The 24,755-nt window shown below is 72.1% G+C and carries 24 protein-coding genes; 9 read left to right on the forward strand and 15 right to left on the reverse strand.

All coding sequences use genetic code 11. The features are described 5' to 3' along the window. The first annotated feature begins 33 nt into the window (after positions 1–33). The gene (locus ACIA8L_RS23135) at positions 34–237 is read left to right on the forward strand and encodes a hypothetical protein (RefSeq protein WP_395907730.1); all 204 of its coding nucleotides are present in this window, start codon (positions 34–36) and stop codon (positions 235–237) included. Between the two features lie 4 nt (positions 238–241). On the opposite strand, the gene ACIA8L_RS23140 is transcribed toward ACIA8L_RS23135, so the two are convergent. Both ACIA8L_RS23140 and ACIA8L_RS23145 read right to left on the reverse strand, forming a co-directional pair. Further along, positions 242–1,138 (reverse strand): aminoglycoside phosphotransferase family protein, encoded by an 897-nt coding sequence (locus ACIA8L_RS23140; RefSeq protein WP_395907732.1) that lies wholly within the window; start codon positions 1,136–1,138, stop codon positions 242–244. Between the two features lie 326 nt (positions 1,139–1,464). Continuing rightward, on the reverse strand, positions 1,465–2,061 hold the full coding sequence (locus ACIA8L_RS23145; RefSeq protein ID WP_395907734.1) for a TetR/AcrR family transcriptional regulator: 597 nt from the start codon (positions 2,059–2,061) through the stop codon (positions 1,465–1,467). Between the two features lie 90 nt (positions 2,062–2,151). On the opposite strand from ACIA8L_RS23145, the gene ACIA8L_RS23150 reads away from it, so the two are divergent. Both ACIA8L_RS23150 and ACIA8L_RS23155 read left to right on the forward strand, forming a co-directional pair. Next, on the forward strand, positions 2,152–3,306 hold the full coding sequence (locus tag ACIA8L_RS23150) for an NADP-dependent oxidoreductase (RefSeq protein WP_395907736.1): 1,155 nt from the start codon (positions 2,152–2,154) through the stop codon (positions 3,304–3,306). Further along, positions 3,303–3,656: a DUF1304 domain-containing protein gene (locus ACIA8L_RS23155; protein WP_395907737.1), complete on the forward strand. Its 354-nt coding sequence runs from the start codon at positions 3,303–3,305 to the stop codon at positions 3,654–3,656. The genes ACIA8L_RS23150 and ACIA8L_RS23155 overlap by 4 nt, the downstream gene beginning before the upstream one ends. A gap of 457 nt (positions 3,657–4,113) precedes the next feature. On the opposite strand, the gene ACIA8L_RS23160 is transcribed toward ACIA8L_RS23155, so the two are convergent. The 5 genes from ACIA8L_RS23160 to ACIA8L_RS23180 all read right to left on the reverse strand — a co-directional run bounded on the left by ACIA8L_RS23160 (position 4,114) and on the right by ACIA8L_RS23180 (position 8,635). Next, on the reverse strand, positions 4,114–5,310 hold the full coding sequence (locus tag ACIA8L_RS23160; RefSeq protein ID WP_395907739.1) for an EAL and HDOD domain-containing protein: 1,197 nt from the start codon (positions 5,308–5,310) through the stop codon (positions 4,114–4,116). 31 nt (positions 5,311–5,341) lie between these two features. Then, positions 5,342–6,568 carry an EAL and HDOD domain-containing protein gene (locus tag ACIA8L_RS23165; RefSeq protein ID WP_395907741.1) on the reverse strand — a complete coding sequence of 409 codons (1,227 nt, stop codon included), beginning with the start codon at positions 6,566–6,568 and terminating at the stop codon, positions 5,342–5,344. A 53-nt stretch (positions 6,569–6,621) separates the two neighbouring features. Beyond that, positions 6,622–7,284: a GNAT family N-acetyltransferase gene (locus tag ACIA8L_RS23170; protein ID WP_395907743.1), complete on the reverse strand. Its 663-nt coding sequence runs from the start codon at positions 7,282–7,284 to the stop codon at positions 6,622–6,624. Between the two features lie 9 nt (positions 7,285–7,293). Further along, entirely contained in the window at positions 7,294–7,914 is a 621-nt protein-coding gene (locus tag ACIA8L_RS23175; protein ID WP_395907745.1) for a hypothetical protein, read from the reverse strand. 94 nt (positions 7,915–8,008) lie between these two features. Beyond that, a complete protein-coding gene (locus ACIA8L_RS23180) occupies positions 8,009–8,635 on the reverse strand; it encodes a hypothetical protein (RefSeq protein ID WP_395907747.1) in 627 nt (208 codons plus the stop codon). Positions 8,636–8,661: 26 nt separating this feature from the next. Here ACIA8L_RS23180 and ACIA8L_RS23185 point away from each other — a divergent pair, with 26 nt between their 5' ends. From ACIA8L_RS23185 to ACIA8L_RS23195, 3 genes are all read left to right on the forward strand, one after another. Beyond that, entirely contained in the window at positions 8,662–8,847 is a 186-nt protein-coding gene (locus ACIA8L_RS23185; protein ID WP_395908065.1) for a hypothetical protein, read from the forward strand. A 19-nt stretch (positions 8,848–8,866) separates the two neighbouring features. Continuing rightward, positions 8,867–10,090, forward strand: coding sequence for a phosphoglycerate dehydrogenase (gene serA / locus ACIA8L_RS23190; RefSeq protein WP_395907749.1), 1,224 nt, complete (start codon positions 8,867–8,869; stop codon positions 10,088–10,090). Between the two features lie 192 nt (positions 10,091–10,282). Further along, a complete protein-coding gene (locus ACIA8L_RS23195) occupies positions 10,283–10,915 on the forward strand; it encodes an HNH endonuclease family protein (protein ID WP_395907750.1) in 633 nt (210 codons plus the stop codon). 198 nt (positions 10,916–11,113) lie between these two features. Here ACIA8L_RS23195 and ACIA8L_RS23200 read toward each other — a convergent pair whose 3' ends face one another. The 3 genes from ACIA8L_RS23200 to ACIA8L_RS23210 all read right to left on the reverse strand — a co-directional run bounded on the left by ACIA8L_RS23200 (position 11,114) and on the right by ACIA8L_RS23210 (position 15,469). Continuing rightward, complete coding sequence (locus tag ACIA8L_RS23200) at positions 11,114–11,965, reverse strand: FG-GAP repeat domain-containing protein (protein WP_395907752.1); 852 nt, start codon at positions 11,963–11,965, stop codon at positions 11,114–11,116. A gap of 108 nt (positions 11,966–12,073) precedes the next feature. Beyond that, complete coding sequence (locus ACIA8L_RS23205) at positions 12,074–12,934, reverse strand: FG-GAP repeat domain-containing protein (protein ID WP_395907754.1); 861 nt, start codon at positions 12,932–12,934, stop codon at positions 12,074–12,076. Positions 12,935–13,039: 105 nt separating this feature from the next. Then, positions 13,040–15,469 carry an FAD-dependent oxidoreductase gene (locus ACIA8L_RS23210; RefSeq protein ID WP_395907755.1) on the reverse strand — a complete coding sequence of 810 codons (2,430 nt, stop codon included), beginning with the start codon at positions 15,467–15,469 and terminating at the stop codon, positions 13,040–13,042. 336 nt (positions 15,470–15,805) lie between these two features. Between ACIA8L_RS23210 and ACIA8L_RS23215 the strand changes: the two genes are divergently transcribed. Beyond that, a complete protein-coding gene (locus ACIA8L_RS23215) occupies positions 15,806–16,099 on the forward strand; it encodes a DUF4193 domain-containing protein (RefSeq protein ID WP_395908067.1) in 294 nt (97 codons plus the stop codon). Position 16,100: 1 nt separating this feature from the next. Here the strand turns inward: ACIA8L_RS23215 and ACIA8L_RS23220 are convergent, their stop codons facing one another. Genes ACIA8L_RS23220 through ACIA8L_RS23230 form a run of 3 tightly spaced genes read right to left on the reverse strand, consistent with a single transcriptional unit; the run spans position 16,101 to position 19,495 of the window. Beyond that, a complete protein-coding gene (locus ACIA8L_RS23220) occupies positions 16,101–17,003 on the reverse strand; it encodes a ribonuclease Z (RefSeq protein WP_395907757.1) in 903 nt (300 codons plus the stop codon). Further along, complete coding sequence (locus ACIA8L_RS23225) at positions 16,990–17,721, reverse strand: aminoglycoside phosphotransferase family protein (protein ID WP_395907759.1); 732 nt, start codon at positions 17,719–17,721, stop codon at positions 16,990–16,992. The genes ACIA8L_RS23220 and ACIA8L_RS23225 overlap by 14 nt, the downstream gene beginning before the upstream one ends. A gap of 10 nt (positions 17,722–17,731) precedes the next feature. Continuing rightward, positions 17,732–19,495 carry a VanW family protein gene (locus ACIA8L_RS23230; protein WP_395907761.1) on the reverse strand — a complete coding sequence of 588 codons (1,764 nt, stop codon included), beginning with the start codon at positions 19,493–19,495 and terminating at the stop codon, positions 17,732–17,734. 160 nt (positions 19,496–19,655) lie between these two features. Here ACIA8L_RS23230 and ACIA8L_RS23235 point away from each other — a divergent pair, with 160 nt between their 5' ends. Together ACIA8L_RS23235 and ACIA8L_RS23240 are read left to right on the forward strand one after the other, a co-directional pair. After that, positions 19,656–20,483, forward strand: a complete 828-nt coding sequence (locus ACIA8L_RS23235; protein WP_395907762.1) for an ATP-grasp domain-containing protein — start codon at positions 19,656–19,658, stop codon at positions 20,481–20,483. Further along, positions 20,476–21,018: an adenine phosphoribosyltransferase gene (locus ACIA8L_RS23240; RefSeq protein WP_395907764.1), complete on the forward strand. Its 543-nt coding sequence runs from the start codon at positions 20,476–20,478 to the stop codon at positions 21,016–21,018. The genes ACIA8L_RS23235 and ACIA8L_RS23240 overlap by 8 nt, the downstream gene beginning before the upstream one ends. Here ACIA8L_RS23240 and ACIA8L_RS23245 read toward each other — a convergent pair. Continuing rightward, entirely contained in the window at positions 21,011–22,060 is a 1,050-nt protein-coding gene (locus ACIA8L_RS23245; protein ID WP_395907766.1) for a hypothetical protein, read from the reverse strand. The genes ACIA8L_RS23240 and ACIA8L_RS23245 overlap by 8 nt on opposite strands. A gap of 197 nt (positions 22,061–22,257) precedes the next feature. Continuing rightward, entirely contained in the window at positions 22,258–24,723 is a 2,466-nt protein-coding gene (locus ACIA8L_RS23250) for a glycoside hydrolase family 2 protein (protein ID WP_395907768.1), read from the reverse strand. Positions 24,724–24,755 lie beyond the last annotated feature (32 nt).

A 24,755-nucleotide genomic window follows, 5' to 3' on the forward strand; every position in this document is an offset into this window, starting at 1 on the left:
TTAGCGAGCCCCGGCCCCGGATAACGGAGTGACATGCCAGCAACCGGACGCAACGGGGTACCGCGGGTCGACGACAGCGTCGACCTCGCCACCATCCGCGACGAGGCCGAGGACATCGCCGTCCCGGCGTTCGACTACATCGGCCAGCCGGTGGACGCGATCGTCGACGGCATGACCGGCCACGCACACAACCACGACCGCGACACGGAGGACACCCAGGTCCCCGAGGAGGACTGACACTTCAGGGGCATTCCCACGGCGCGTCGGACAACAACTGCCGCAGGTGTACTGCCGGTCCCTGCGCGAACGCCGGGTCGACCTCAGCCCCGGTGCCGATGGCCCGCTGCCACGTCAGCGCCCGGATCACGTTCGCCGCGATCCGGGCGTTGCGCAGGTCCCGCCGCAGTTCCGCCCGCGGAGCCAGGTCGCTGAACACCTCCAGATACGCGTCCCGGCCCCGATCGCCGCCGAGCCGCAGCGCGACCAGCATGGACCCGAACGGGTGCCCGATCACACTGTCGCCCCAGTCGTAGACCAGCCCACCACCGGCGAAGACGTTCCCTTCGTGCAGGTCGGCATGGTCGAGGCCGGCCGGGACCCGGGACTCCCCCAAGGCCGCCGCAACAGCCGCAAACCAAGCCCGCTTCGGGTGTACTGCCGGTGCGTGCTCGACCGCCACATCGAACCGCCGCACCAGGACATCCGCGCGCATGTCGATGACACCGGCGGCGAGCAGCTCGGGCACGGCCGGCATGAGCGCCCGCTGGAGCTCGGCGTAGCGGGGCAGCACCCGGACGAACGCCGCCTCCAGCTCGGCCCCCTGGAACCGGTCCCGCAGCGTCGGCCCCCCGTCCGGCAGCAACAACCGCCCGGTCACCGGATCGGCGGCGATCGGGGCCAGTACCCGGCCCGGCACGAGCCGGTGCAGCAGCGGATACAGCGCCACCTCGAACGCCACCGCCGGCGCCGGCAGCTTCAGCCAGACCGCCCCGCCGTCGGTCTCGGCCCGCATGACCGTGCCCCAGGCCCGCCGTTTGACGACCTCGACGCCACCGGTCCGCCGCCGCCCGACCGCCGCGAGCCGCGCGTCGAGCCAGGCCAGGGCTTCAGCCTCAGCCTCAACCTCAGCCGCGTGCATCGAGGCCGATTAGGGCAGCGGCACCGGCTGGGGCGACGGCACCGATTGGGCCAGCGGCACCGGTCCGGCGCCGCTGGGCCGCCGCCAGCCGCCCGTCGAGCCAGGCCAGGGCTTCAGCCTCAGCCTCAGCCGCGCGCATCGAGGCCGACCGGGCCGGCGACACCGGTTGGGGCAGCGACTCCGATTGGGGCGACGGCACCGATTGAGCCAGCGGCACCGGTCCGGCGGGCCGGGCCGCCGCCAGCCGCGCGGGACGGATCGCGGTGTCGGTCCGGGACGGTGAGGACGTCCCGGCGACCACGTCGAGCCAGGACAGGGCCTCGGCCTCAGCCGCGCGCATCCGGGGCCGGTTGGGGAAGCGGATGGGCGCCCTCGGGCCGCAGGCCGTCGAAGATGATCGCCAGGTAGCGGCGCCACAGGTCCGGCGGGGCGTCGGGTTGGTAGCCGGCGACGTGGTTGGGCGCGCACATCAGCAGGAACACATCCGTGCCCGTCACGTCCGCCCGGACCGCGCCCTGGTCCCGGGCCCGGTCGACGAGCGCGTCGATGGTCTCCCGCAGCCGCGTCTGCACCCGGGACACCTCCTCCCGCCCGGCGTTGGCCTCGTGCAGAAATGACAGGTCGCGCTGCTGGCGCTGCTCGGCCGCCACCGTCATGAACTCCCGCAGCGCCGCCCCCGGGTCCGCGGCCGCCGCCAGGTCGTGCCCGGCCTCGATCAGCACCTCCACCCGGTCCAGCACGATCGCCGCGATCAGGTCCTCCTTCGTCGCGAAATGCCGGAACACGGTGCCCTTACCGATCCCGGCCCGCCGCGCGATGTCCGCGATCGAAGCCTCGAGCCCCCGCTCCGCGAACTCGTCGGCGGCCGCCGCGAGCAGCAGCCGCCGGTTGCGGGCGGCGTCAGCGCGCAACGGTCGGGTCACCCACCCAACCTACCATCCGGACCAGCGGGTCAGCTTTAAGTTGACCGGGCGGTCCGGTTGGGATAACGTGACCGCATGGTCCGGTTGAGCATGGAAGCAGTCATCGCCAGGCAGTACGGTCCGCCCCGGCAGCACGAGATCGCCGAGGTCCCGATCCCCGAGCCCGGCCCGGGACAGATCCAGGTCCGCATCGCCGCCGTCTCCATCAACCCCGCCGACGTCCGCCTCGTCTCCGGCGACTTCCGCGCCGCCATCGACCTGCCGTTCCCCCACATCCCCGGCAACGACTTCGCCGGCACCGTGACCGCCCTCGGCGAGGGCGTCGACAGACCCGTCGGCGAAGGCATCGGCCACGACGTCGGCGGAGGCGCAAGCTGGGACGTCAGCGGAGGCGTCGGTGCGGGCGTCGGCGAGCGCGTCGGCGCCGTCGTCGTCGGAGGAGGCGGCGTCGTCGGAGGAGGCGGCGTCGCAGGCGCCAGCGGGGACGTCGGCGCGGGCTTCGGCGAGGGCGTCGGCGGTTACTCCGTCGGCGACGAGGTCTTCGGATTCGCCACGCCCCGGGCGCTGCGGCACATGGGCAGCTCGTCGCTGAGCACGGGCGCGCTCGCCGAATACGCGGTGTTCGAGGCCCGCACCCCGTTCCTCGCCCACCGGCCGCCGGAGCTCGACGTCGAGCAGGCCGCCGCCCTGCCGACCGTCGGGCTCACCGCCCGCGCCCTGATGGCCTCCGCCGACCTGAGATCGGACACTCACGCCGGCCGGCGGGTGCTCGTCGTCGGCGCCACCGGCGGGGTCGGCACCACCCTGCTGCCGCTGCTGGCCGAGACCGGCGCGCACGTCATCGCCACCGCCCGGCCCGAAGACGCGGACCTGGTGCGCGCGCTCGGCGCGAAGGAAGTCGTCGGCTACGGCGACTACCCGGCCGGCGTCGACCTCGCCTTCAACGTCGTCGTCGCCGGAGACGCCCTCGACGGGATCGCGGCCGCGGTCAAGCCCGGCGGGCGGCTGCTCACCATCACGTTCCCGCCGCCACCGGCGTTCGACGGGATCGACGTGCGGCTCGTTCTCGACATGGAGGGACGCTTCGGTGGGATGGCCGAGGTCGCGGCCGACGCCGTCGCCGGGCGGCTGCGGGCCAGGATCGACCGGACCTACGCGTTCGGCGACGCCGTCCAGGCCCTCACCGACTTCGCCGAACGGCACAAGACCGGGAAACTCGTCGTACGAGTACGCTCTCGGGCGTGAAGATCGCCGCCGACGTCCTCGTCGCCATCGTCGCGCTCCTGCACCTCTACTTCCTCGTGCTCGAGATGTTCCTGTGGACGGCGCCGCGGACCCGGGCGGCGTTCGGGACCACCGAGGAGTTCGCCGTGGCCAGCAAGACCCTCGCGGCCAACCAGGGCCTCTACAACGGGTTCCTGGTCGCCGGCCTCGCCTACGGGCTGATCGCCGACAGCTTCGCGTTCCAGGTGTTCTTCCTGATCTGCGTCATCGTCGCCGGCCTCTACGGCGCCGCCACCGCCAGCCGGCGCATCCTGCTCGTCCAGGCCCTCCCCGGCGCCCTAGCCCTCGCGGCCGTCCTACTCGCCCGCTGACCTCCACCCTTCCCGCCGCACCTTGACCAGGCCCTGCGGCCGGCATCGTCGACCCCGCCGTCGCCCACTTCGGCGACCGGGTCCAAGCCTGCGAAGTGTGGAACGACCCAATATCACCGCGTTCGGCGACTACGGCGACAACAGCGTCGACGGCCGCGCCCGCCGCTACTGCGAACCCGCCCGCATCGTCCATGCGAACGTCAAAAGCCGCTGCCCGCGCTGCGTCGTCCCGGCCGGCCGCACTGTCCCCGCGCCGCTCGTCCGCCCCGCCGCTGCACGAACCGCCCAGCCGCGACGGCGGACCGACCGGGAACACAGCCGCCGCGCTCAACCGACGGGGAGCACGGCCACCGCGCTGAGCCGGCGGCGGCGGGCCGGGCCGGGCACGGAGACGATCGGCGCCATACCGACGCGCACACCAAGCGGCCGACCGGTGTCCATCGGGGCGGTGGTCAGATCAGGTCTGGGCCGGTTCGGGTTCCGAGAGGGAGGCGTTCGTCCAGCTCAGCGCGGCCAGCAGATCCCCGTGCAAGTCGCCCCGCCCGTCGCCGCGCTGGTAGGACCGGACCTCGTGCAGCACCTCCCCGAGGTCGCCCTCGCCCTGGATGGCGGCGGCCACGTCGTGGGTCAGCGGGAGCTGGTCGGTGAGGGCGCCGGCGGGGCCGCCCAGCAGGTCGCCGATCGCCGAGAGCAGGCCGACGGTGAACGCGGCCGGGCCCGCGCCGGCGCCTCGGCGTTCGGCGACCGTCTGGCACATGCGGGCGCGGACGACGGCGTCGGTCAGGACGGTCTCGTCGCCGTCGGCGAGGTCGGCGACCATCATGAGGGTGGCCCACTGGCGGACCTGGGGGATGCCGAGCAGGACGACGGCCTGGAAGATGGAGGAGACGGGCTGTTTGAGGCCGTTCGCGGCGGCGTTCACGCCCCGCAGGATGCGCACGGCGAGGGCGGGGTCGCGTTCGATCGTCGACACGGCCCGGTCGAGGTCGACGTCGTCGGCGGCGAGCTCGGTGACGAGGCGGACGCGGGCCAGGCGGGAGGGGTTCAACGCCTGGGTGGTGATCAGGTGGGGGCGGCTCAGGACGTGCCCCTGGTACAGCTGAAACTTGTGCAGTGTCGCCAGTTCGAGCAGCTCCGGGGTCTCGATCCGCTGGGCGATCAGCCGGATGCGCGGGATTCTGCGGCAGGTGTCGACGATGCGGGCGATGTCGCGCCGGTCGCCGGCCTGCATGTCGACCTTCACGAAGTGCACGAACGGCAGGAGCCGGGAGGCCGCCTCGTCGCCGCGGAAGCCGTCCAGCGCCAGCCGGTGGCCCTGCTCGGTCAGCGCGGCCGCGGCCGCGACGAGTTCGTCGTCGACCTCGATGCCCGACAGGAGTTCCAGACCGACCCGGCCCGGGGTGAACGGCAGCGGCAGGGTCCCGACCAGGAACTCCCGGGTCAGGTTGATGAAGCACAGCTTGTCGCCGACGAGCTCCTCGATGCCGAACGCCGTGAACGCCTCGACGATGACCCGGCTCGTGGCGGCGCTGTCGCGGACGGTGGCCTCGTAGGCGTGCGGGCCGTCGCGGAACAGCAGCTCGTAGGCGGCGACGTGCCCCTCGGCGTTGTACAGCGCCTGACGGCCGATGTGCACGGGGCGGGTGCGGTCCACATCCCCATATCGGCGGGAAAGCCCGGCGAATTTAGGAAGCCGGGCGGGCCCGCGGTGCGATGATCTGCCCGGTGTACGCCACCGCGTCCAGATAGGCCCGCGCGGTGTCCTCCACCGGCAGTGGTGCGGCCAGGAGCATCGGCAGGTCGGAGGCCTCGTACGCGGCGACCAGCGACAGCAGCTCGCCCAGCGGCCCGGCCCCGGCCACCAGGGCCTCGGTCACCTCGTGCGACAGCGACAGCCGCAGCGCGAGGTCGGCCGCGGGCTGGCCGAGCAGCTCGGCGACGGCGGAGACGAGCCCGGCGGTGAACGCGGCCTCGGGTGGCAGGTCCATCCGCCCGGCGATGTTCTGGCACATGCGGGCCCGGGTGATCGCCGCCCCCAGCTGCTGCGTCCCGGGGTCGTCCAGGTCGCTGACGAGCATCAGCGTCGCCCAGTCGCGCAGCCGGGAAACGCCGAGGAGCAGGACCGCCTCGTGTACCGAGGACACCTTCACCGGCAGCCCGAGCGAGTCGGCGTTCGCGGCCGCCATCAGGCGCAGGGACAGCGCGGGATCGCTGGTGACGAGGCCGACGACGCGGGCGAGGGGGATGCTGGGGCCGACGAGGAGGCTCAGCAGTTCGACCCGGGCCAGTCGCGACGGTGAGAGTGCCGCCGCGCTCACGACCTGCGGGCGCCCCAGGACGTACCCCTGGAAGAAATCGAATCCGAGCACGCGGGCGAGGTCGAGCTGCTCGGGTGTCTCCAGGCGTTCGGCGACGAGTTTGATGCCGTCGTACTTGCGGCACCGCTCGACGGTCGCCGGGAGGTCCGCGGCCGGTGTCTCCAGCACGTCGATCTTCACGTAGGTGGCCAGCTCGAGCAGCGGCTCGTGGCCGAGGCCGAACACGTAGTCGTCGAGGGCGATGCGGAACCCCTGCCGGACGAGCCCGGCGACGGCCGCCACGACCTCGTCGTCGATCTCGACGGTCTCCAGGATCTCGAGGACGACCTGGTCGGCGTCGAAGGGCAGGGGCAGGTCGCCGACCAGGAACTCGCGGGTGAGGTTCACGAAGCACAGGCCGCGCCCGCACAGGGGCTCGATGCCGATCTCGGTGAACGCGGTGATCAGCACGCGGCTGGTGGCGTAGGCGCCGCGTTCGTCGGCGTCGGTCGCGCTCGCGTCACCGCGGAACAGCAGCTCATACCCGTGTACGTCGCCGTGCCGGGTGAAGATCGGCTGGCGGCCCACGTGGACGGCGCCGGGACGGGGGAACATACCGCAATCATCGACCCGGGCGGCGCGGATCTGCGCTTTTCCGGCCGGTTCCGTTACTCGGCGCCGGCCAGGGCGAGGATCTTCCAGCCCCGGTCGGGGAAGCCGGACGCGTCGGCGACGCGCGCGCTGGCGAAGTTCTCAGGATCGTGCAGATAGAGGGGTACCGCCGAAGCGTCGACGATCCGGCGGGCCGCCCGGGCGACCAGGCGCCGGGCCAGTCCCCGGCCGCGGGCCCGCTCCTCGGTGCCGACGCAGATCTCGACGCCGGTCGGGTCGTGTGGTTTGAGGCCCACCCCGGCCAGGTACTCCCCCGTCCCCGGGTCCCGCGCGACGAGCACCTCGCCGGGGAACGGCCGCAGCCACGGCGGCAGCCCGGGCCCGCCGGACGGTTCCCACGCCCCCGCGTCGTCCAGGACAGCGGGCGCGTCCGACCACCGGAACACGCCGGCGAAGACGTGCTGCTCGGGCCGCCCGACGAGGGCCGGCAGCCCGGCCGCCAGCCCGTCGATCCCGGACCGGGCGACGAGGTCGGCGACGGCGTCGCGGCTGGCCGGCGGGACGGAGAGCACCCCGTTGCCGGCGCCGTCGACGACGCCGAGGGCCCGCTGCTCCGCGCCGTCCCAGCGCGGCTGCTCCCGCTGCGGGCTGCCGACGACGACCAGGCCGTGCGGTGCGGGCCAGCGGCCGAGCCAGGCCCGCAGGAATTGATCCAGCACTCCGCGATCCTATTGTTGGGTGCGGTACTGCGCGCTCATCACCTCGGCGACGCGCCTGGTCCAGTCGGCCGGGCCGTCGACGGTCCAGTTCTGGCCGATGGCCATGAACAGCGGCCCGTGCCCGGCCTGGGTCGACCACTGGACCTCGACGTCGCTGTGTTCGGAGTACACGCCGACGCCGACGGCGCTGCCCCCGGCCGTGCAGCGGCCGCGGGAGACGGAGCCGGGGACGGTGGCCGCGGCGACGGCGTCGACGGCCTCGTAGCCGGTGCAGGGCAGGCCGCGGCGGTCGAGGTAGTCGACGAGGGACTGGGCCGAGTTGAACCACTGCGGCGCCGCGTCGGCCGCGGCGGCCGGCTGGCGGTCGATCCGGCCGATGAGGATGGCGACGGCGGCCCCGGCGACGAGCACCCCGACGGCCAGCGCGGCGATCATCGCGGTCGGCGGGCGGTGCACCGGGTGCTCCCGCGGCGGGGGCGGCGGCAGCGGCTGGGTGGCGTCGTCGATGTCGGCCGTCAGCGCCCGGGACCGCGCGGCCGCCATCGCCGCCGACGTCAGCGGCTGCGTCGCGGCGGAGTCGGGCCCCGGGGTGTCCGCGTGGTCGAGGGGCTGCTGGGGCTGCTCGGTCACGCGAGAAAATTACCCTTTCCCGTTCGCGGACTGAGCACGGCCGAACGTACAGATCTGCCACACGTGTTGTCGCGTTTCTTCCACACCCGGACTTTTATGTTTGTGGGAGCGCTACCGCGATCTCCTCGCCGAGCCGGGCCCCGCCGAGCAGTTCCAGGTCGTCACCGCTCCAGAACTTGCCCGGGTCGTACCAGTTCGCCCGGCGCCTGCGCTCGAGGAGTCCCATGTCCTCGTAGGTGACGGCGACGACCTCGGCACAGTACGCGGTCTCCAGGGTGCCGCTGGTCGCCTCGCGCAGGTGCGGCAGCCGGCCCTTGAACCAGCGCCCGGCGAGGCGGGCCGTCGACGGGAACGGGGTGCCGTCGAGCCGGGCGACCGTGCGCAGGGCGGCGTCCTGCATCGCCGGCCCGGCCTCCGGGAACAGCTGACGCAGCCACGCCCGCTGCCCGTAGCGCCGGCCCCAGACGAGCACGGCGTCTCGAAGATCATGCAGTTGTACGCCACGCTGGCGGGTCCCGGTCCACATGTCCGGCAGTGAGCGGCCCAGCTCCGCGTGCCACATGAGCGGCGGCATGTCATCGAGGACGACGGCCATGCCGACGTGGTTCACGGGGCTGTTGGTGAGCGTCTGGATGGCCCGGTCGGCGGGGGTGCGGCCGCGGAACACCCAGAGGTCACCCGTCCGGGTCATCGCCACGGCCTCGTCGAGATCGACATTCACCGGGACTACCCTAGGGCGTCATGCGGATCAAGTGGTGGAAGGTCGTCGGCCTCGCGGGTGTCGTCGGCGTGGCGGCGACGGGTGTGCTCGTGGCCCGGGCGGAGCGGCAGCGGCGGGCCTACACCCCGGAGGAGATACGGGACAAGCTGCGCACCCGGCACGCGGTCGCGCAGGGTGGGACGAGTGGCAGCTCACGTACCAGTGACTCGTGAGGTCACTTAGGGTGGGAGGGTGCTGACGACATCCCAGGCCGACCCGGTGCGGGTCCTGTTCCTCGAAAACATCCACCCGATCGCGGTCGAGCGGATGCGGTCCGAGGGTTACGAGGTCGACACCGTCGGGCGCGCGCTCGACGAGGACGAGCTGATCGCCAAGCTCGACGGGGTCCACCTGCTCGGCATCCGCTCCAAGACCCAGGTCACCGCCAACGTCCTGGCCTCCGCCCCGCAGCTGCGGGCCATCGGCGCCTTCTGCATCGGCACCGACCAGATCGACCTGCGCACCGCGGCCGAGTCCGGCATCGCCGTGTTCAACGCCCCGTTCTCCAACACCCGCAGCGTCGTGGAGCTGGCGATCGCGGAGATCATCGCGCTGACCCGCCGGCTCACCGAGAAGAACGCCGACATGCACAACGGCGTCTGGAACAAGGACGCCGAGGGCTCCCACGAGATCCGGGGCCGCTCGATCGGCATCGTCGGCTACGGCAACATCGGCACGCAGCTGTCCGTTCTGGCCGAGAATCTCGGGCTGCGGGTGTACTTCTACGACACCTCGGAGAAGCTGGCGCTGGGCAACGCCGTGCGCTGCAACTCCCTGGACGAGCTGCTCGAGGTGGCCGACATCGTCACCCTGCACGTCGACGGCCGCCCTGGCAACAGCGGCTTCTTCGGCGAGGAGCAGTTCGCCCTGATGCGCCCGCGCAGCATCTTCCTCAACCTGAGCCGCGGCTTCGTCATCGACCACGACGCCCTGCGCCGCCACCTCGACAACGGCCACCTCGCGGGCGCCGCCGTGGACGTGTTCCCGAAGGAGCCGAAGGCGAAGGGCGACGAGTTCGTGTCGGCGCTGCGCGGCCTGCCGAACGTCATCCTCACCCCGCACATCGGCGGCTCGACGGAAGAGGCCCAGTCGGACATCGGCTCCTTCGTGGCCGAGAAGCTCCACAAGTACGTCGCCGAGGGCTCCACGACGTTGAGCGTCAACCTGCCGTCGCTGAACCTCACGCAGCTCCCGGACACCGCGCGGATCGCCCTGCTCCACCACAACGTCCCCGGCGTCCTGGCCGACGTGAACAGCATCTTCGCCAGCCACAAGGTCAACGTGGAGGGCCAGATCCTGGCCACTCGCGGCGAGTACGGCTACCTCCTGACCGACATCGCCGCCTCCTTCCCGCAGGAGATCCTCACCCAGCTCTCCGCGATGGCGACAACCGTCCAGCTCCGCGTCCTCTCGTAACGCACTCCGCACTCCGCACTTCGCACACCGCCCCGCCACCGTCATCCGGTCAGCGGGGCGGTGTTTTCGGTATGCAACGGCCGGGCCATTACATTGATATTCTTCCATCTCTGGACATGTCCGGGCCGGATCGTGTTCACGGGTGGGAGCGAGCGTGCTCCACGACAGCTTCAGCTATAGCGAGGAGTGCGCATGTCGAAGATCGTTCGGGTGGGGGCCGCCGCGGTGCTGGCGGCGTCCGTGGCGGTCGTCGGGCTGGCCGGGCCGGCGGGCGCGACGCCGCCCGGGATTCCGTCCAAGGCTACGGCCCAGACGCAGCTCAACGGGTTGACGGTGGCGGCCGAGGGGTCGATGAGCGGGTACAGCCGGGACAAGTTCCCACACTGGATCACCATCAGCGGGGCCTGCGACACCCGCGAGACGGTGCTGAAGCGGGACGGGACGTCGGTGGTCACCAGCAGCGCGTGCGCGGCCACGGCCGGGCGGTGGTACAGCCCCTACGACGGGGCGACCTGGACCGCGGCCTCCGACGTCGACATCGACCACGTCGTGCCGCTCGCCGAGGCGTGGCGGTCCGGGGCCAGCGCGTGGACGACGGCGCGGCGGCAGTCGTTCGCCAACGATCTCACGCATCCGCAGCTGATCGCGGTGACGGACAACGTCAACCAGTCCAAGGGCGATCAGGACCCGTCGACCTGGCAGCCGCCCCTGACCGCATACCGGTGCACGTACGCGCGGATGTGGATCAGCGTGAAGTACACCTATGGGCTGAAACTCCAGTCGGCCGAGAAGACCGCGCTGCAGAATGCGTTGAACGCCTGCTAAATGCTGAAATAACCGACAAGTCCGGATCCGCGCGCGGATCCGGACTTGTCGCGTGAATGACGTTGCCGTGAGCAAGGACGTCGTCGTGAGCAAAGGACGTCGTCGTGAGCAGAGAACGTCGTCGTGAACAAAGAACGTCGTCGTGAGCAGAGAACGTCGTCGTGAACAGCGACGTCGTTGTGGGAAAAGTGGTCGGACCTACCAGCCGCTGCCGATTTCGACTGGGGTCTGGCCGCTGACGCCGCGGGTCGAGTCGCCCGGGAAGAGCCACAGGTCGTTGTTCACCTTGCGGGCGATGACGTCGGCGTTGCCGTCGTTGTCCCAGTCGGCGGCGCCCGCGAAATCGTAGCCGTTCCAGCCGGTGCCGATGAGGACCGGCGGCTGCGAGGAGTAGCCGCGGACCGACTCGCCCGGGAACAGGCTCAGGTCGCCCGTCGTGCCGCGGACGATGATGTCCTGGTTGCCGTCCTTGTCCCAGTCGGTGATGCCGGCGAAATCGTAGCCGTTCCAGCCGGTGCCGATCTGGACCGGGGCGGCGGTGCTGTAGCCGCGCACCGCCTGGCCCGGGAACAGCCACAGGTCGCCGTTGAGGCTGCGGGCGACGATGTCCTGGTTGCCGTCCTTGTCCCAGTCGGCGATGCCGGCGAACGCGTAGCCGTTCCAGCCCAGGCCGATCTGCACCGGCGCCGCCGACGGGGTCGCGCGGGCCGAGTCGCCCGGGAACATCAGCAGGTCACCGGCCACGTTGCGGGCGATGATGTCCTGGTTGCCGTCGTTGTCCCAGTCGGCCAGGCCGGTGAAGGTGTAGCCGTTCCAGCCCAGGCCGATCTGCACCGGCTGCGTGCCGGCCACGGCCCGGGTCCCCTCGCCGGGGAACAGCCACAGGTCGCCACCCGGGTCGCGGGCGATGATGTCCTGGTTGCCGTCCTTGTCCCAGTCCGTCACGCCCGCGAACGAGTATGCGCCCGAGGCCGAGGCCGGCCCGCCGGTGGCCATGGCCGCCGCCAGTCCCAGCGCGACCGCCGCCAGGCCGAGTCTCCTGATCCGCATGTCTTCCAGCTCCCCGTTGAACCCGCGAACCGCCTGCTGCGATCCGTCACTCAACAGAATGTGTGCAACTAGGGACGCTGGGTAACATTTTCGGCAGATCAACCTGAACTACCAGCCGTTGCCGATCTTCACCGGCGGCACGGTCGAGTAGCCGCGCTTCGACTGGCCCGGGTACAGCCACAGGTCCCGGGTCGAGTCGTTGCGCACCACGATGTCCTGGTGGCCGTCCTTGTCCCAGTCGGTCAGGCCGGAGACGGTGTAGCCGGTCCAGCCATTGCCGATCTTGACCGGCGCGGCGGTGCTGTAGCCGCGCTTGGACTGCCCGGGGTACAGCCACAGGTCCCCGGTCGAGTCGTTGCGGGTGACGATGTCCTGGTGGCCGTCCTTGTCCCAGTCGGCCAGGCCGGCGACCGTGAACCCGGTCCAGCCGTTGCCGATCTGCACCCGCGGCACCGTCGAGTAGCCGCGCTTCGACTGACCCGGGTACAGCCACAGGTCCCCGGTCGACTCGTTGCGGGTCACGATGTCCTGGTGGCCGTCCTTGTCCCAGTCGGCCAGCCCGACGATCCGGAAGCCCGTCCAGCCGTTGCCGATCTTCACCCGCGCGGCCGTCGAGTAGCCGCGCTTCGACTGCCCGGGATACAGCCACAGGTCCCCGGTGGCCTGCTCGGTGACGAGGATGTCCTGGTGGCCGTCCTTGTCCCAGTCGGTGACACCGCCGAACTCGAAGCCGTTCCAGCCGTTGCCGATCTTGACCCGGGGCGCGCTGCTGTAGCCGCGTTTCGACTGGCCCGGGTACAGCCAGAGGTCCCCGTTGGCGTTCTCCCGCACCACGATGTCCTGGTGCCCGTCGCGGTCCCAGTCCCGCGTCCCGGCGACGGTGAACGCGCCCTCCGACGCGGCCGCGGCCGGCGTGGCCACGGCAACGACTGACAGCGCGGCCACCGCGATAGTCACAAGCTTGCGCATGTTCCGTACTCCCCCGTGTTGTGGCCGCCATCTGCGACCGACATCACTGAGAGTATTGGTTCAGTTACCGAATGCAACGTAACGGTCGCTTACCTGTCACTCGGGTCAAACCCGCACGCGCTCGCTCGCCGGGTCGTACAGGGGGCGGATCGAGGCCCGGGCCGGATACTCCACGCCGGCGATCTCCACCGTCAGCGGCGCCGCGTCGAGCCAGGCCTGGTCCAGCGCGTCCGGGCCCGCGTCGAGCATGGCCAGGCCGACCGCGCCGCCCAGGGTGTGGCCGTAGGAGGCGGCCCGGACGTAGCCGACGTCCCGGCCGCCGCGGCGGACCACCTCGGCGTGGTACAGCAGCGCCGCCGGGTCGGCCACCAGGACCTGGACGAGGCGGCGGGTCAGCGGGCCGCGGGCCTTGCGGGCCAGGACGGCGTCGCGGCCGATGAAATGCTCCTTGTCCAGGGCGACGGCGAACCCGAGCCCGGCCTCCAGGACGTCGTCGGTGTTGTCGATGTCGTGGCCGTAGTCGCGGTACCCCTTCTCCATCCGCAGGCTCGCGAGGGCCTTGAGCCCGGCGTGGCGCAGCCCGTGCCCGGCCCCGGCCGCGACGAGCCGGTCGTAGACGTGCACCGCCTGCTCCGCGGGGATGTAGAGCTCGTAGCCGAGCTCCCCGACGTAGGTGATCCGCAGGCACAGGACCCGCGCGTAGCCGATCTCGAGCTCGGCCGCACCCCGGAACGGCAGCGTGATCTCGGTGCCGGCGGCCGCGGCCAGGATCTCGCGGGAGCGCGGGCCCTGGACGTTGAGCTGGGCCCAGCCGGAGGTGACGTCGGCGGCGAAGGCGTGCCGGCCGGCGAGGTGGCGGCGCAGCCGGGCGAACACGTGGCGGTGGGCAGTGTCGGAGGCGACCACCCAGAACCGGTCCTCGCCGAGCTGGGTGACGGTCAGGTCGGCCTCGATGGTCCCGCCCTCGTTGAGCCACTGCGTGTAGGTGACCCTGCCGTCGGCGAAGCCAGCCACCCGGTTGGCCGAGAGCTCCTCCAGGGCGGCCGCCGCGTCGTCGCCCTCGACCAGGAACTTGGCCATGAAGGACATGTCCATGAGGATCGCGTCCTCGCGGGCCGCCCGGTGCTCGGCGGCCCAGAGCGGAAACCAGTCGGGGCGGCGCCAGGAGGGCTCGAACGTCGCGTCATATCCGTAGAAGTCGGGCATCTCCCAGCCGGAGACGTCGCGGCGGTAGGGCAGCAACGGCGAGACCCGGTCGTGCAAAGGCGAGCGGCGGGCGTCCCGCCCGGACGAGAAGGCCTTGTGCGGGAAGTGGGTGGCATAGACCTGACCCAATGCTTCGACGGTACGGCGAGCGCGGTAGGACCGGTTGCGCTGGTAGGGCTGCAGCCGGTCGATGTGCATGCCGGTCACGTCCACGTCCGGGCGGCCCTCGGCGATCCAGGTGGCCAGCGCCCGGCCGATGCCGCCGCCGGTGAGGATGCCGATCGAGTTGAGCCCGGCCGCGACGAAGTAGTTGCGCAGCTCCGGGGACTCGCCGAAGACCGGGGCCAGGTCGGGTGTGAAGCTCTCCGGTCCGCAGAAGAAGGTCCGCACCCCGGCCGTCTCCGTGACCGGGATCCGGCTCATCGCCTTGGTCAGGTAGGGCGCCATGCGGTCCCAGTCCGGCGGCAGCGTCCCGAACGAGAACCCGTCCGGCACCCGGTCGACGCTCCACGGCGCGGCGGCGCCCTCGAACAGTCCGACCATCAGGCCGCCACCCTCCTCCCGGAAGTACCCATATGAGCCAGGGTCTTCAAGGACGGGCAGGTCGGCCGAGACGCCGTCGATGGGCTCGGTGATGAGGTAGTAATGCTCGGCCGCCTGCAGCGGCACGCTCACGCCGGCCTCCTCACCGAGCTGGCGGGCCCACATGCCGGCGCAGTTGACCACGACCTCGGCCTCGACGTCGCCGAACGGGGTGCGGACCCCCGTGACCGTGTCCTTGCGGCGCAGCGTCCCCGTGACGGGCACCCCTTCCAGGATCGTCACCCCGCGCAGCCGCGCCCCCTTGGCCAGGGACATCGTGATGTCGACCGGGTTGGCCCGGCCGTCCTCGGCGACGTAGAACCCGGCCAGGATGTCATCGGTCCGGGCCAGGGGGAACAGCGTGCCCACCTCGGCCGGGGAGATCTCGTGGACGTCCACGCCGAGGTGCCGGTTGAAGGCGGCGACCCGGCGGTACTCCTCCAGCCGGCCCGGGTCCGCGGCGACCTCGATGAACCCGCACTGCCGCAGCCCCGTCGCGAGCCCGGTCTCGGCCTCCAGGCTCGCGTACAGGTCGCGGGTGTACTGTCGCAGCCGCGTCGAGGTCTCGGACAGCGAACCGAACGTCACGATGAGACCCGCGGCGTGCCACGTGGTTCCGGCGGTGAGCCGGTCCCGCTCCAGCAGCAGCACGTCGGTGACGCCGGCCTTGGCCAGGTGATACGCCACCGACGTCCCGATGACCCCACCACCGACAACAACCACACGAGCACGCTGGGGAAGGTTCATGCGAAAACTCTAGAGGCCCTCCGCCGCGTTCCACCGTTCGGCCAGACCTCGGTCCTGACCTGGGGTTTTCCGGCACGTCGAGGAACCTCGGCGCGGAGAATGCCAAAAGTCCGCGCACGGGCGACCCGGCGAGGTAGCCTCGTTGGCGCTGCCGCTGTTGATATGTCCACAGTGGACCGGACGCAGCCCGCCCGTCATGAGCGGATGTGAGCCGGGACACTGTGTTTATTCATTCACGAACGTGATGCATCAGATCAAGGCCGATCGGGAACACATCCCACGCCGGCGGCGTTCGTTACACAACCAAGTCACCAAGAGAGGGTGAACGCCATGGCCATCAGCACCGACTACGACGCGCCACGCAACCCGGTCGGCGCCGACCTCGCCGAGGACAGCCTCGAGGAGCTCACCGCCCGGCGGCAGAACGGCCAGTCGGCCGTCGTCGACGTGGACGAGAACGAGGCCGGCTTCGAGCTTCCGGGCGCGGAACTGACCGACGAGGAGCTCACCGTTCCCGTCGTGCCGATGCGGGTCGACGAGTTCCGCTGCTCCAGCTGCTTCCTGGTCCACCACCGCAGCCAGCTCTCGCGGGAGAAGAACGGCGCGCCGATCTGCACAGAGTGTGACTGAACTAGCCGCGGATCCTGACGCGAGTCAGGTCCTCGGCTATCACAACCTCACCGTCGAAGACCGCTTCCGCCTCCAGCCTGTATCGGGGGCGTGACGGGTCGTCGTAGCGCTGCGAGAAGTGGGTCAGCACCAGCGTGCCGACCCCGCATTCCGCGGCCACCCGCGCCGCCTGCCCGGCGGTCAGGTGCCCGTGCGCGACGGCCAGGTCCTCATCCTCGGCGAGGTAGGTGGCCTCGATGACGAGCACGTCGGCCCCGTCGGCCAGGGCGAACACGCCCGGACACAGCCGGGTGTCCATGACGAACGCGAAGCGCTGCCCCCGGCGCGGCTCGCTGACGTCCTCCAGCCGCACCCCCCGCAGCTCCCCCTCCCGCTGCAGCACGGCCACGTCCGGCCCGGCGATGCCGTGCGCGCGCAGCCGCTCCGGGAGCATCCGCCGCCCGTCGGGCTCGACCAGCCGGTAGCCGTACGCCTCGATGCCGTGGTCGAGCGGCTGCGCCTCGAGCCGGAACTTCGGCGTCTCCGCGAGCAGGCCGCCCTCGGTGATGGGGCGCTTGGTGATGCGCACGGCGTCGTAGAACGGGGTGGCGTGGCGCAGGCGGTCGAAGTACACCTCGCCGCTGCCTGGAAAATAGGCCTGCACGTCGTGCGGTGATCCGTCCAGGGACATCCGCTGGACGACCCCGGGCAGGCCCAGGCAGTGGTCGCCGTGGAAGTGGGTCAGGCAGACCCGGGTGATGGCGCTGGCGGTGACGCCGGCGTGGAGCATCTGCCGCTGGGTGCCCTCGCCGGGGTCGAACAGCAGCCCCTCGCCGTCCCAGCTCAGGAAGTAGCCGTTGTGGTTGCGCAGCCGGGTCGGGACCTGGCTGGCGGTGCCGAGCACGACGAGCTCACGGGGCGACATTTCGGCGACTGTACCGCCGGCTCCAGGCGATCCGCGCCTCCATTTCCGCCTCCACGCCGTCGCGCACCCAGTCCTGATGCGGCTGCTGCCCCTGCGCGGCGAGCTGCCGGACGAGGTCCAGCAGGTACTCCTGCTGGATCACGACCTGCTCGGCGAGCCCGTCGACGTCGATGCCGTAGGCGCGGGCGAAGATGCCGATCCGCCGCTCCCGGTCCGGCGGCCCCGGATGGCGGTATGACCGCATCGCCTCCTCGTCGTCCCGGAACGGCGCCACGTACTCCAGCGCGTAGGCGACGTCGTGCACGGGCGGCCGCCGGCACGCGTAGTCCCAGTCGAGGATGCCGACCGGCACGCCGTCGCGCCAGACCAGGTTCCACGGCCCGAAGTCCCCGTGGCACATGATCCGCCCGTCGTGCGTAGGCCGAAACCCGGCGACGACGTCGTGGTACTCCCGCAGCAGCCGCCCCATCGCCGCCAGCCCGCCCTCGTCCGCCGCGTGCCGCCACCCGTCGCCCCCGGACTCCCCCTCGAGGTAGGTGAGCACCTCCCGGCCCTCGTCGTCGACCCCGAGGAACCGCGGCGAGTAGGGGAACCCGGCCGCGGCCAGGAACTCCAGCAGCTCGTGAATGGAGGCGCTCCACGGGTGCAGCGGCCGCCGCACCGTGTCCCCGATCCGGATCACCGGCCGGTGCACCGACTCCTGCAGCACCTCGTCCACGCCCGGAACCCTACCCGGCCGCGGCGCCCGGGGGCGGCGGGCCGCAGATGAAGTGCGGCTCCGGGTCGTAGCGCCAGGTGAAGCGCTCGCGGCGGACCTCCTGGCCGGCCTGGCTGAAGACGCGGTAGGCCTCCTGGGTGAAGCCGGGCGCGCCCGCGGTCGGGGTGCAGTCGGCCTCCTGCAGGTACACCGTCTTCGGCTGGACCGTCTTGGTGCGCGGGCCGTAGACGGTGGCGATGTCGTAGCGCTTGGTGCCGTACAGGGTCACCGTCACCGAGTCGTCGGTCGTCGCCGTGTCGATGAGCACGCCGCTCGGGCCGTCATTGCGGATCCGCAGGTCGAGCGACGGGTAGACGACCGTGGCCTCGATGACGGCCGGGTACCGGTCGAAGTAGTAGCTGTGCGGGTGGTGCTCGACGTCCTGCAGCCCCGCGAGGTAGGCGGCGTTGAACAGGGTGGTCGCCACCTGGGAGACGCCTCCGCCGGAGCTGTTCTTGATCTTGCCCATCTCGATGCCGGGGGCGTCGACGTAGCCCTTCGCGCGACTGCGCTCCCCGACCCGCTCGTTGAGGCTGAACGTCTCGCCGGGGCGGATCAGCATGCCGCGCAGCGCCTCGGCCATGGTGCGGATGTTCACCACCCGCGGCTGGCCCGGCTCGAAGTGGGTGGTGAACGAGCCGACCGCGTCGCCGACGCCGAGTTTTCCCAGCTCGGCGGCGGTGGTGGCGGCGGCCGCGGACGTCATCGGCACCTCCACCCGGCGAGGCGTGGCGGTCGAGCGCAGCGCCTCGAGCAGCTTCGCCGTGGACAGGTCGACCTGGCTGCCGTCGGTCTCGGCCCGGACCACCGGGCGGCCGTCGGTGACCTCGAAGCGGGCGTCGGCCGCCGGGATCTCGACCTTGGCGAACGCGGCCGCGGCCGACTTGCGCAGGGCGGCCGCGTCGAGGGCGGGCGTGATGTGGCCGTCGGCGTCGGACTCGAGGCGCAGGGCGGCCGCGATGCCGGCGGCGGTCACGGTCACCTCCCCGCGCGGGGTCGCCAGCACCAGCGGCCCGGCGACGGCCGGGGTGGCCACGTCGCGGACCAGGCGGTCGACGTCGGCGCGGGTGTCGTGCGGCACCAGGTCCGTCACCGGGAACTCGAGCACGGGGCGGCGCAGCCAGCCGGTCTGGGCCATTCGCGCGATGCCGGCGCGGTCCAGGCCGCGGCCCCGCTCCGGGTACACCGGGATCGGCCGCAGCCCGTCGAAGCGCACGGCCGGCATGACCGGGGCGTCGCCCTGGGCGCCGAGGTGGTCCATGAGCACGGCGTAGAGGCGGCCCGGGTCGACGTGCACGACCGGCTCGACGTCCGCGCGCAGGAACGGAGCCGGGTGGGTGTGCACCGCGCGGTCGATCGTCGCCGGGAGGTCGAGGGTCAGGCCGACCGCCACCGGGTCGAGGACGGCCGCCTCGGTGCCGACCTTGACCGCGACCGGCTGGCGCAGGCGGCCGGTGATGCCACGTTCGAGGCCCTGCCGCGCATCGGCCCGGGACAGCCCGCCGAGGTCGAGATTCAGCACGTGTACGCCGCGATCGACATCGTGCCCATACGTCCGCAGCGCCGTCAGCCCGGGCACGGCCACGAGCAGCGTGACGGCGATCACCAGCCGCCGCCTGCGCACCGTCCGCCGGCGGCGCACCAGCGGCGGGACCACAGGACGCGCATGAAGCCGCCGCCGGCCGCTCACGTCTTCGCCGACGAGGTGTGTGTCGCCTGACAGCTCGGTTGCCATAGGCATACCGTGCCCGATTTGTTACGTTGAGTACCAAAAGTCGACCTTGATGTCCCCGAAAGTGTCACGGCGAACGCCCAGGGTGAGCGCGTTCGCGGGGGATGTGCCGTGTGTGGGCTCCGGCAACGACACTGACGGAGCTCGCTGGCAGGATATGAGGGTGCGTCAGTTCCGGACCCTGGCAATGCGGGTGCGCTCGCCCGAGGCGAGCGCGGCCCTGACGCATGCCGCCCACCGCCTGGGCCTGCCCGTGGCCCAGCTCCCCGGCGACCCCGCCGAAGTCACCGGGCTGCACTCGGCCGACGGCGTCGCCTGGCGCGCGGCCGGCGGCTACCTCACGACGCTCATCGCCGGCGGCGCCGACGTGTGCCTCTACGGCGCGTCCCCGACCTGGTTCGCGGCCCTGCCGAAGGACGTGACCGGCCGCGACATCCGCCTCGTCAGCGTCGGCGAGGCCCCCGACGTCGTCGGCACCGGCCCGGCCGTGGCCAAGCTCGCCGACGAGAAGCACCCCGCGTTCTCCGCGGCCTGGGTCCGCAACGCCGACGACCTGCGCAACCGCCTGCGCACCGCCCGCCTCCCGGCCGACAGCACGCTGATCATCATGGACCACTGGCTGGACCTGGCCTCCGAATACCGTGTCTTCACCATCGGCCGCCAGCCCGTCGCCTGGAGCCCCTACCTGGTCGAGGGCGAGGAGTGGAGCCCGACCCTGCGCATGCACCGCGCCTCCTGGCACGACGAGGCGGCCGCGTTCGTCGGCCTGATGCTCGCCGACCTCCCCGCGCCGGACGTCCCCCCGACCGCGGTCATCGACGTCGGGCGCACCGAGACCGGCGAGTTCGCGGTCCTCGAGGTCAACAACGTCTGGAGCTCCGGGTTGTACTCGTGCGACCCGGACGGTGTCCTGCGCGCCGTCCTGGCCGCCAACGATCCCGACTGCGACCCGCGCTGGCGGTGGCAGCCGGCCCCGGCGCTCGGTGCCTGACCTGCGGACCCGCCTGCGGATCGGGTTCCATTGGCGGGGCGGCCCGGACGTGGCGTTCGCTGACATCACCGAGTGGTGGCGGGACCCGGTGGTACTGCGCGATCTCCCGCCCGCCGTAGCCGCGCTCGTGCCGGGGCCGCCGACGGTGGTGCTCGGCCCGGCGTCCCGCGGGACCCTGCTCGGCGCGCTCGTCGCCGCCCACCTCGGCATCGGCCTGGTCGAGGTGCGCAAGAACGACCGCGTCGCCCTGCACTCCGAGTTCTATGCGCATCGCGCGCTGCCCAGGACGTACCACCAGAGCGGTCAGGTCTTGAGCTTTCGCCGGGCCCTGGTCCGCCCGTCCGACCGCGTGCTGTGCGTGGATGACTGGGTGGAGAGCGGCGCGCAGGCGGAGGCGATCCGGTCGATGGTCACCGAGATCGGCGCGACCTGGCTGGGCCTGGCCAGCGTCGTCGACGACCTGCCGCCCGGCTCACCACTGCGGGACACGCTCGGCGTGCGCTCGTTGCTGAGCGCGGAAGAGCTCGTCAGCTGAACGGCCACCGCTTGCGTCGCTGCGGCGGGCGGACACCGTGGCGGGCCAGGACGGTCCGGGCCTTGGCGTGGTCGGACGCGGTACACCCCGGCGTGATCAGCATCAGATGCGCGAGGGACTCCTCGATCGTCACCACCCGCCCGGCGTCGACGGCCGCGTCCAGCCGCCCGCGCACCAGATCCCGCACCTCCCGCCGCTGCCCGGGCTCCCGGAACGCCATCGTGACCAGCGCGAACAGCGCCGCGTCGGCCACCCAGTCCTCGACGCCGAACGCGAGGTCGACGAGCACCTGCCGGCGCGTCGACGAGGCCCACGGCTCGTCGGCGGCGTGGTGCAGGAGACCGAGGCAGACCCACGGCTGCAGCAGCCGGTACCAGTAGGTGGGGGTCGAGCGGGCCAGGTGCTTCCACCGCTGCGTCGGTGGCGGCGCCGGCAGGTGCGCGAGGAGCCCGAGCAGATCGTCGAGGGGCAGCGCACCGAGCGGCGCCGCCCGCAGATACCCGGACAGCATCGACGGCCACGTCTCGGCCCCGACCTCGTGGAGCACCGCGACCGCCGCCTCCGACGGTGCCGCGACGGCCGCGACCGGACGCACCCCGTCGTACCGCCAGATCACCGACCGCGCCGGCCGCCGCAGCGGCACCCGGATGTCCGGCTCCGGAAACGCCCCGACGTGCAGGTCGACCTCCCCGATGACCCGCCGCGCGGCGAGCATCGCGGTCGGCGGCTCAGCCGCGGACACATTGAACCGCTCCACCGTGACCCGATCCCCCTGCGCCCGCCGCGCCGCGATCTGATTCGCCGCGAGGCACACGGTCTCGGCCGGCATCGGCACCCAGTTGAGCCACGTCCGCGTAGCCCCGGCCAGCGCGAACACCACCTCGGTCATGGCACACGGATGCGGATCGTCGACGATGGCCACCAGATCAGCCACATCCCCGCCGACCCGAAACCGCACCCCCCGCCGCGCCGCTTCACGATGCCGGAACTTCCCGTCCCGAGCCAGCCGCCGCAACTCCCCGTCGGCGTCCTCCGTGATCATGGGCCGCAGAATAGTGCCGCCACCCGTCCCACCACCCCGCCGGGGGTCCCGTTTCCGCCCCCGCTCCCACCCCGCCCCACGACCCGACCGCCCGCCACCACACCGACGGAACTCTGACGATCGACGCTGAGCAATGGATCGACGCCGGCGAACATACGCGCCGCCGCCGGCCGTCACGGGGATCGAGGGGCGGTGGGTCAGTGGGTGGTGAGGTCGTTCGCGGTGCGGAGGACCGGGCGGGTGGACCATGCGGACGGGTCGGTTTCGGTGGTGCCGTGGACGTGCAGGGTTACCGACTCGCCCGGGAGGAGGGTTAGGAGCTGGCGGTCGACGGTGGCGGTCGGGGTGACGCGGTCCGGGAAGACGGCCAGGTCGCGTAGCAGGGTGTGGGCGGTGATGTGCAGGTCCACGCCGTCGTCGGCGCGGGTCGCGGTGACGGCCGCGGACGGGTGGGGGTAGGTGAGGTCCACGTCCTCGGCGAAGAAGTGCGTGGCGCGGTCGCCGGGGAGGTCGGCGATGAGGAGTTCGGCGGCCGGGTTGTCGGGGGTCGCCACCTCGGGCGGCAGCGGGACGGTCACGGCGCCGCCGGCGGGGACGGCCACGGTCACTGTCACTTTCGCGCGCGGGGTGCCGTCGAAGGTCAGGCGGCGCACATCGAGCTCGGCGTGCCACGGGTCCGGGGTGTCGTTGACGGCGACGACGGCCGGGGCGCCGTCGTGGGGCTGGAACGTGAGCAGGCGCTCGGCGTAGACGCGGCGCAGGGCGAACCACAGGGGCTTGCGGCGGCCGTCGCCGTCGACGGCGGACCAGGACGTGACCGGCCAGTTGTCGTTGAGCTGCCAGACGACCGTGCCCATGCAGAGCGGCTTGAGGCTGCGGAAGTGTTCGATGCCGAACGCGATCGCGCGGGCCTGGTTGAGCTGTGTCGCCCAGTGCCAGTCGTCGATGCCGGTGACGGGCGGGAAGTGGCCCTGCAGGCCGCGGGCGAGCTTGTCGTTGCCGCCGATGGCTTTCTGGTGGTGGGCGACGCCGGGCGACTGCGGGGTGAGCGGTTCGTCGCTCACGGCCCGGCGCAGGGTCGCGAACGCCGGCGGGGCCTGGAAGCCGAACTCGGCCACGAAGCGGGGCCGGTAGGTGGCGTAGTGGCGGTAGTCGTGGGTGTTCCACACGTCCCAGATGTGCATGGTGCCGTGGGCGGGGTCGTTGGGGTGGATGGCGGGGTCCCCGGAGTAGGGGCTGCCGGGCCAGTAGGGGCGGGTCGGGTCGAGCTCGTGCACGATCCCCGGCAGGACGCGCAGGTAGTAGCCCTCGCCCCAGGTGCGGCCGTCGAGCTCGGCGGGCCAGCCCCAGTCGTGGAAGCCCCAGATGTTCTCGTTGTTGCCGACCCACATGGCCAGGCTCGGGTGCGGCATGAGCCGGACGACCTGCTCGCGCGCCTCGGCCGCGACCTCGCCGCCGAGCGGCTCCTCCTCCGGATACGCGGCGCAGGCGAACGGGAAGTCCTGCCCGACGAGGACGCCGAGCTCGTCGGCGACGTCGTAGAAGTCGTCGCTCTCGTATCGCCCCCCGCCCCACACGCGTAGGAAGTTGACGCCCGCGGCGACGCCCTGCCCGATGCGCTCGGCGTAGCGGGCCCGGTCGACGCGGGTGACGAACGCGTCGTCGGGGATCCAGTTGACCCCGCGGACGAACACCGGCTCGCCGTTGACCCGCAGCACGAACCGCGACCCGTCGGCGTCGGCCGCGGTGTCCAGCGCGACGGTCCGGAACCCGATCCGCCGGGTCCAGGTGTCCAGCGGCTCGGTCCCGCCGGTCAGCTCGACCCGCAGCTCGTACAGCTTCGCCGCACCGTAGCCGCGCGGCCACCACAGCTCGGCGTCCGGGACCTCGACGACGACGGAGGCCTCGAGGGCGCCCGCGGGCACGTCGACGGCCGCGGTGACGCCGCCGACCGTGGCGGTCAGCCGCAGCGGGGCGTCGGCGGTGCGCTCCAGGTCGGCGCGGACCTCGACCCGGCCGGTGGAGCCGGTGACGGTGACGACCGGGCGGACCCGGGCCAGGCGGGCCGTGGACCAGGCGTGCAGGCCGATCGGCTGCCAGATGCCGGCGGTGACGACGGTCGGGCCCCAGTCCCAGCCGAAGTTGCAGGCCATCTTGCGGATGTACTGGAACGGTTCACCGTAGGCGTTGGGGCGGGACCCGAGGGTGTCGCGGACGTGCTCCGCGTAGTCGTAGGCGGAGTCGAAGCGGACGCTGAGCCGGTTGCCGGTCGGCTCCAGCAGGCCGGTGACGTCGAAGCGGTACCCCCGATGCTGGTTCGCCGTCCGGCCGACCTCGGTGCCGTTGAGGGTCACGGTGGCGACGGTGTCGAGGCCCTCGGCGACGAGGTCGATCCGGTCCCCGGTGATGCCGTCGGCGTCGAAGACGGTCTCGTAGAGCCACGGCGTGCGGCCGATCCAGTGCAGCCGGACCTCGTTGTCGTCGAGGAACGGGTCGGGGATCGCGCCGGCCGCGAGGAGATCGGTGTGCACGCACCCGGGCACGGTGGCCGGGAGGGGGCCGGCGACCGGGACCGCGCCGGCGACCAGGAGGGTGTCCCCGGGCGGCGCCGCGGCCGCGGCCCGGACGGTCCAGCCGGTGTGCAGGGGACGCAGAACTGGCATTGGGGCACTCCCGACTTAACCGTATAAGTAAC

The organism is Dactylosporangium sp. NPDC051541 (assembly GCF_044454505.1).
In the GTDB taxonomy this organism is placed as follows: domain Bacteria; phylum Actinomycetota; class Actinomycetes; order Mycobacteriales; family Micromonosporaceae; genus Dactylosporangium.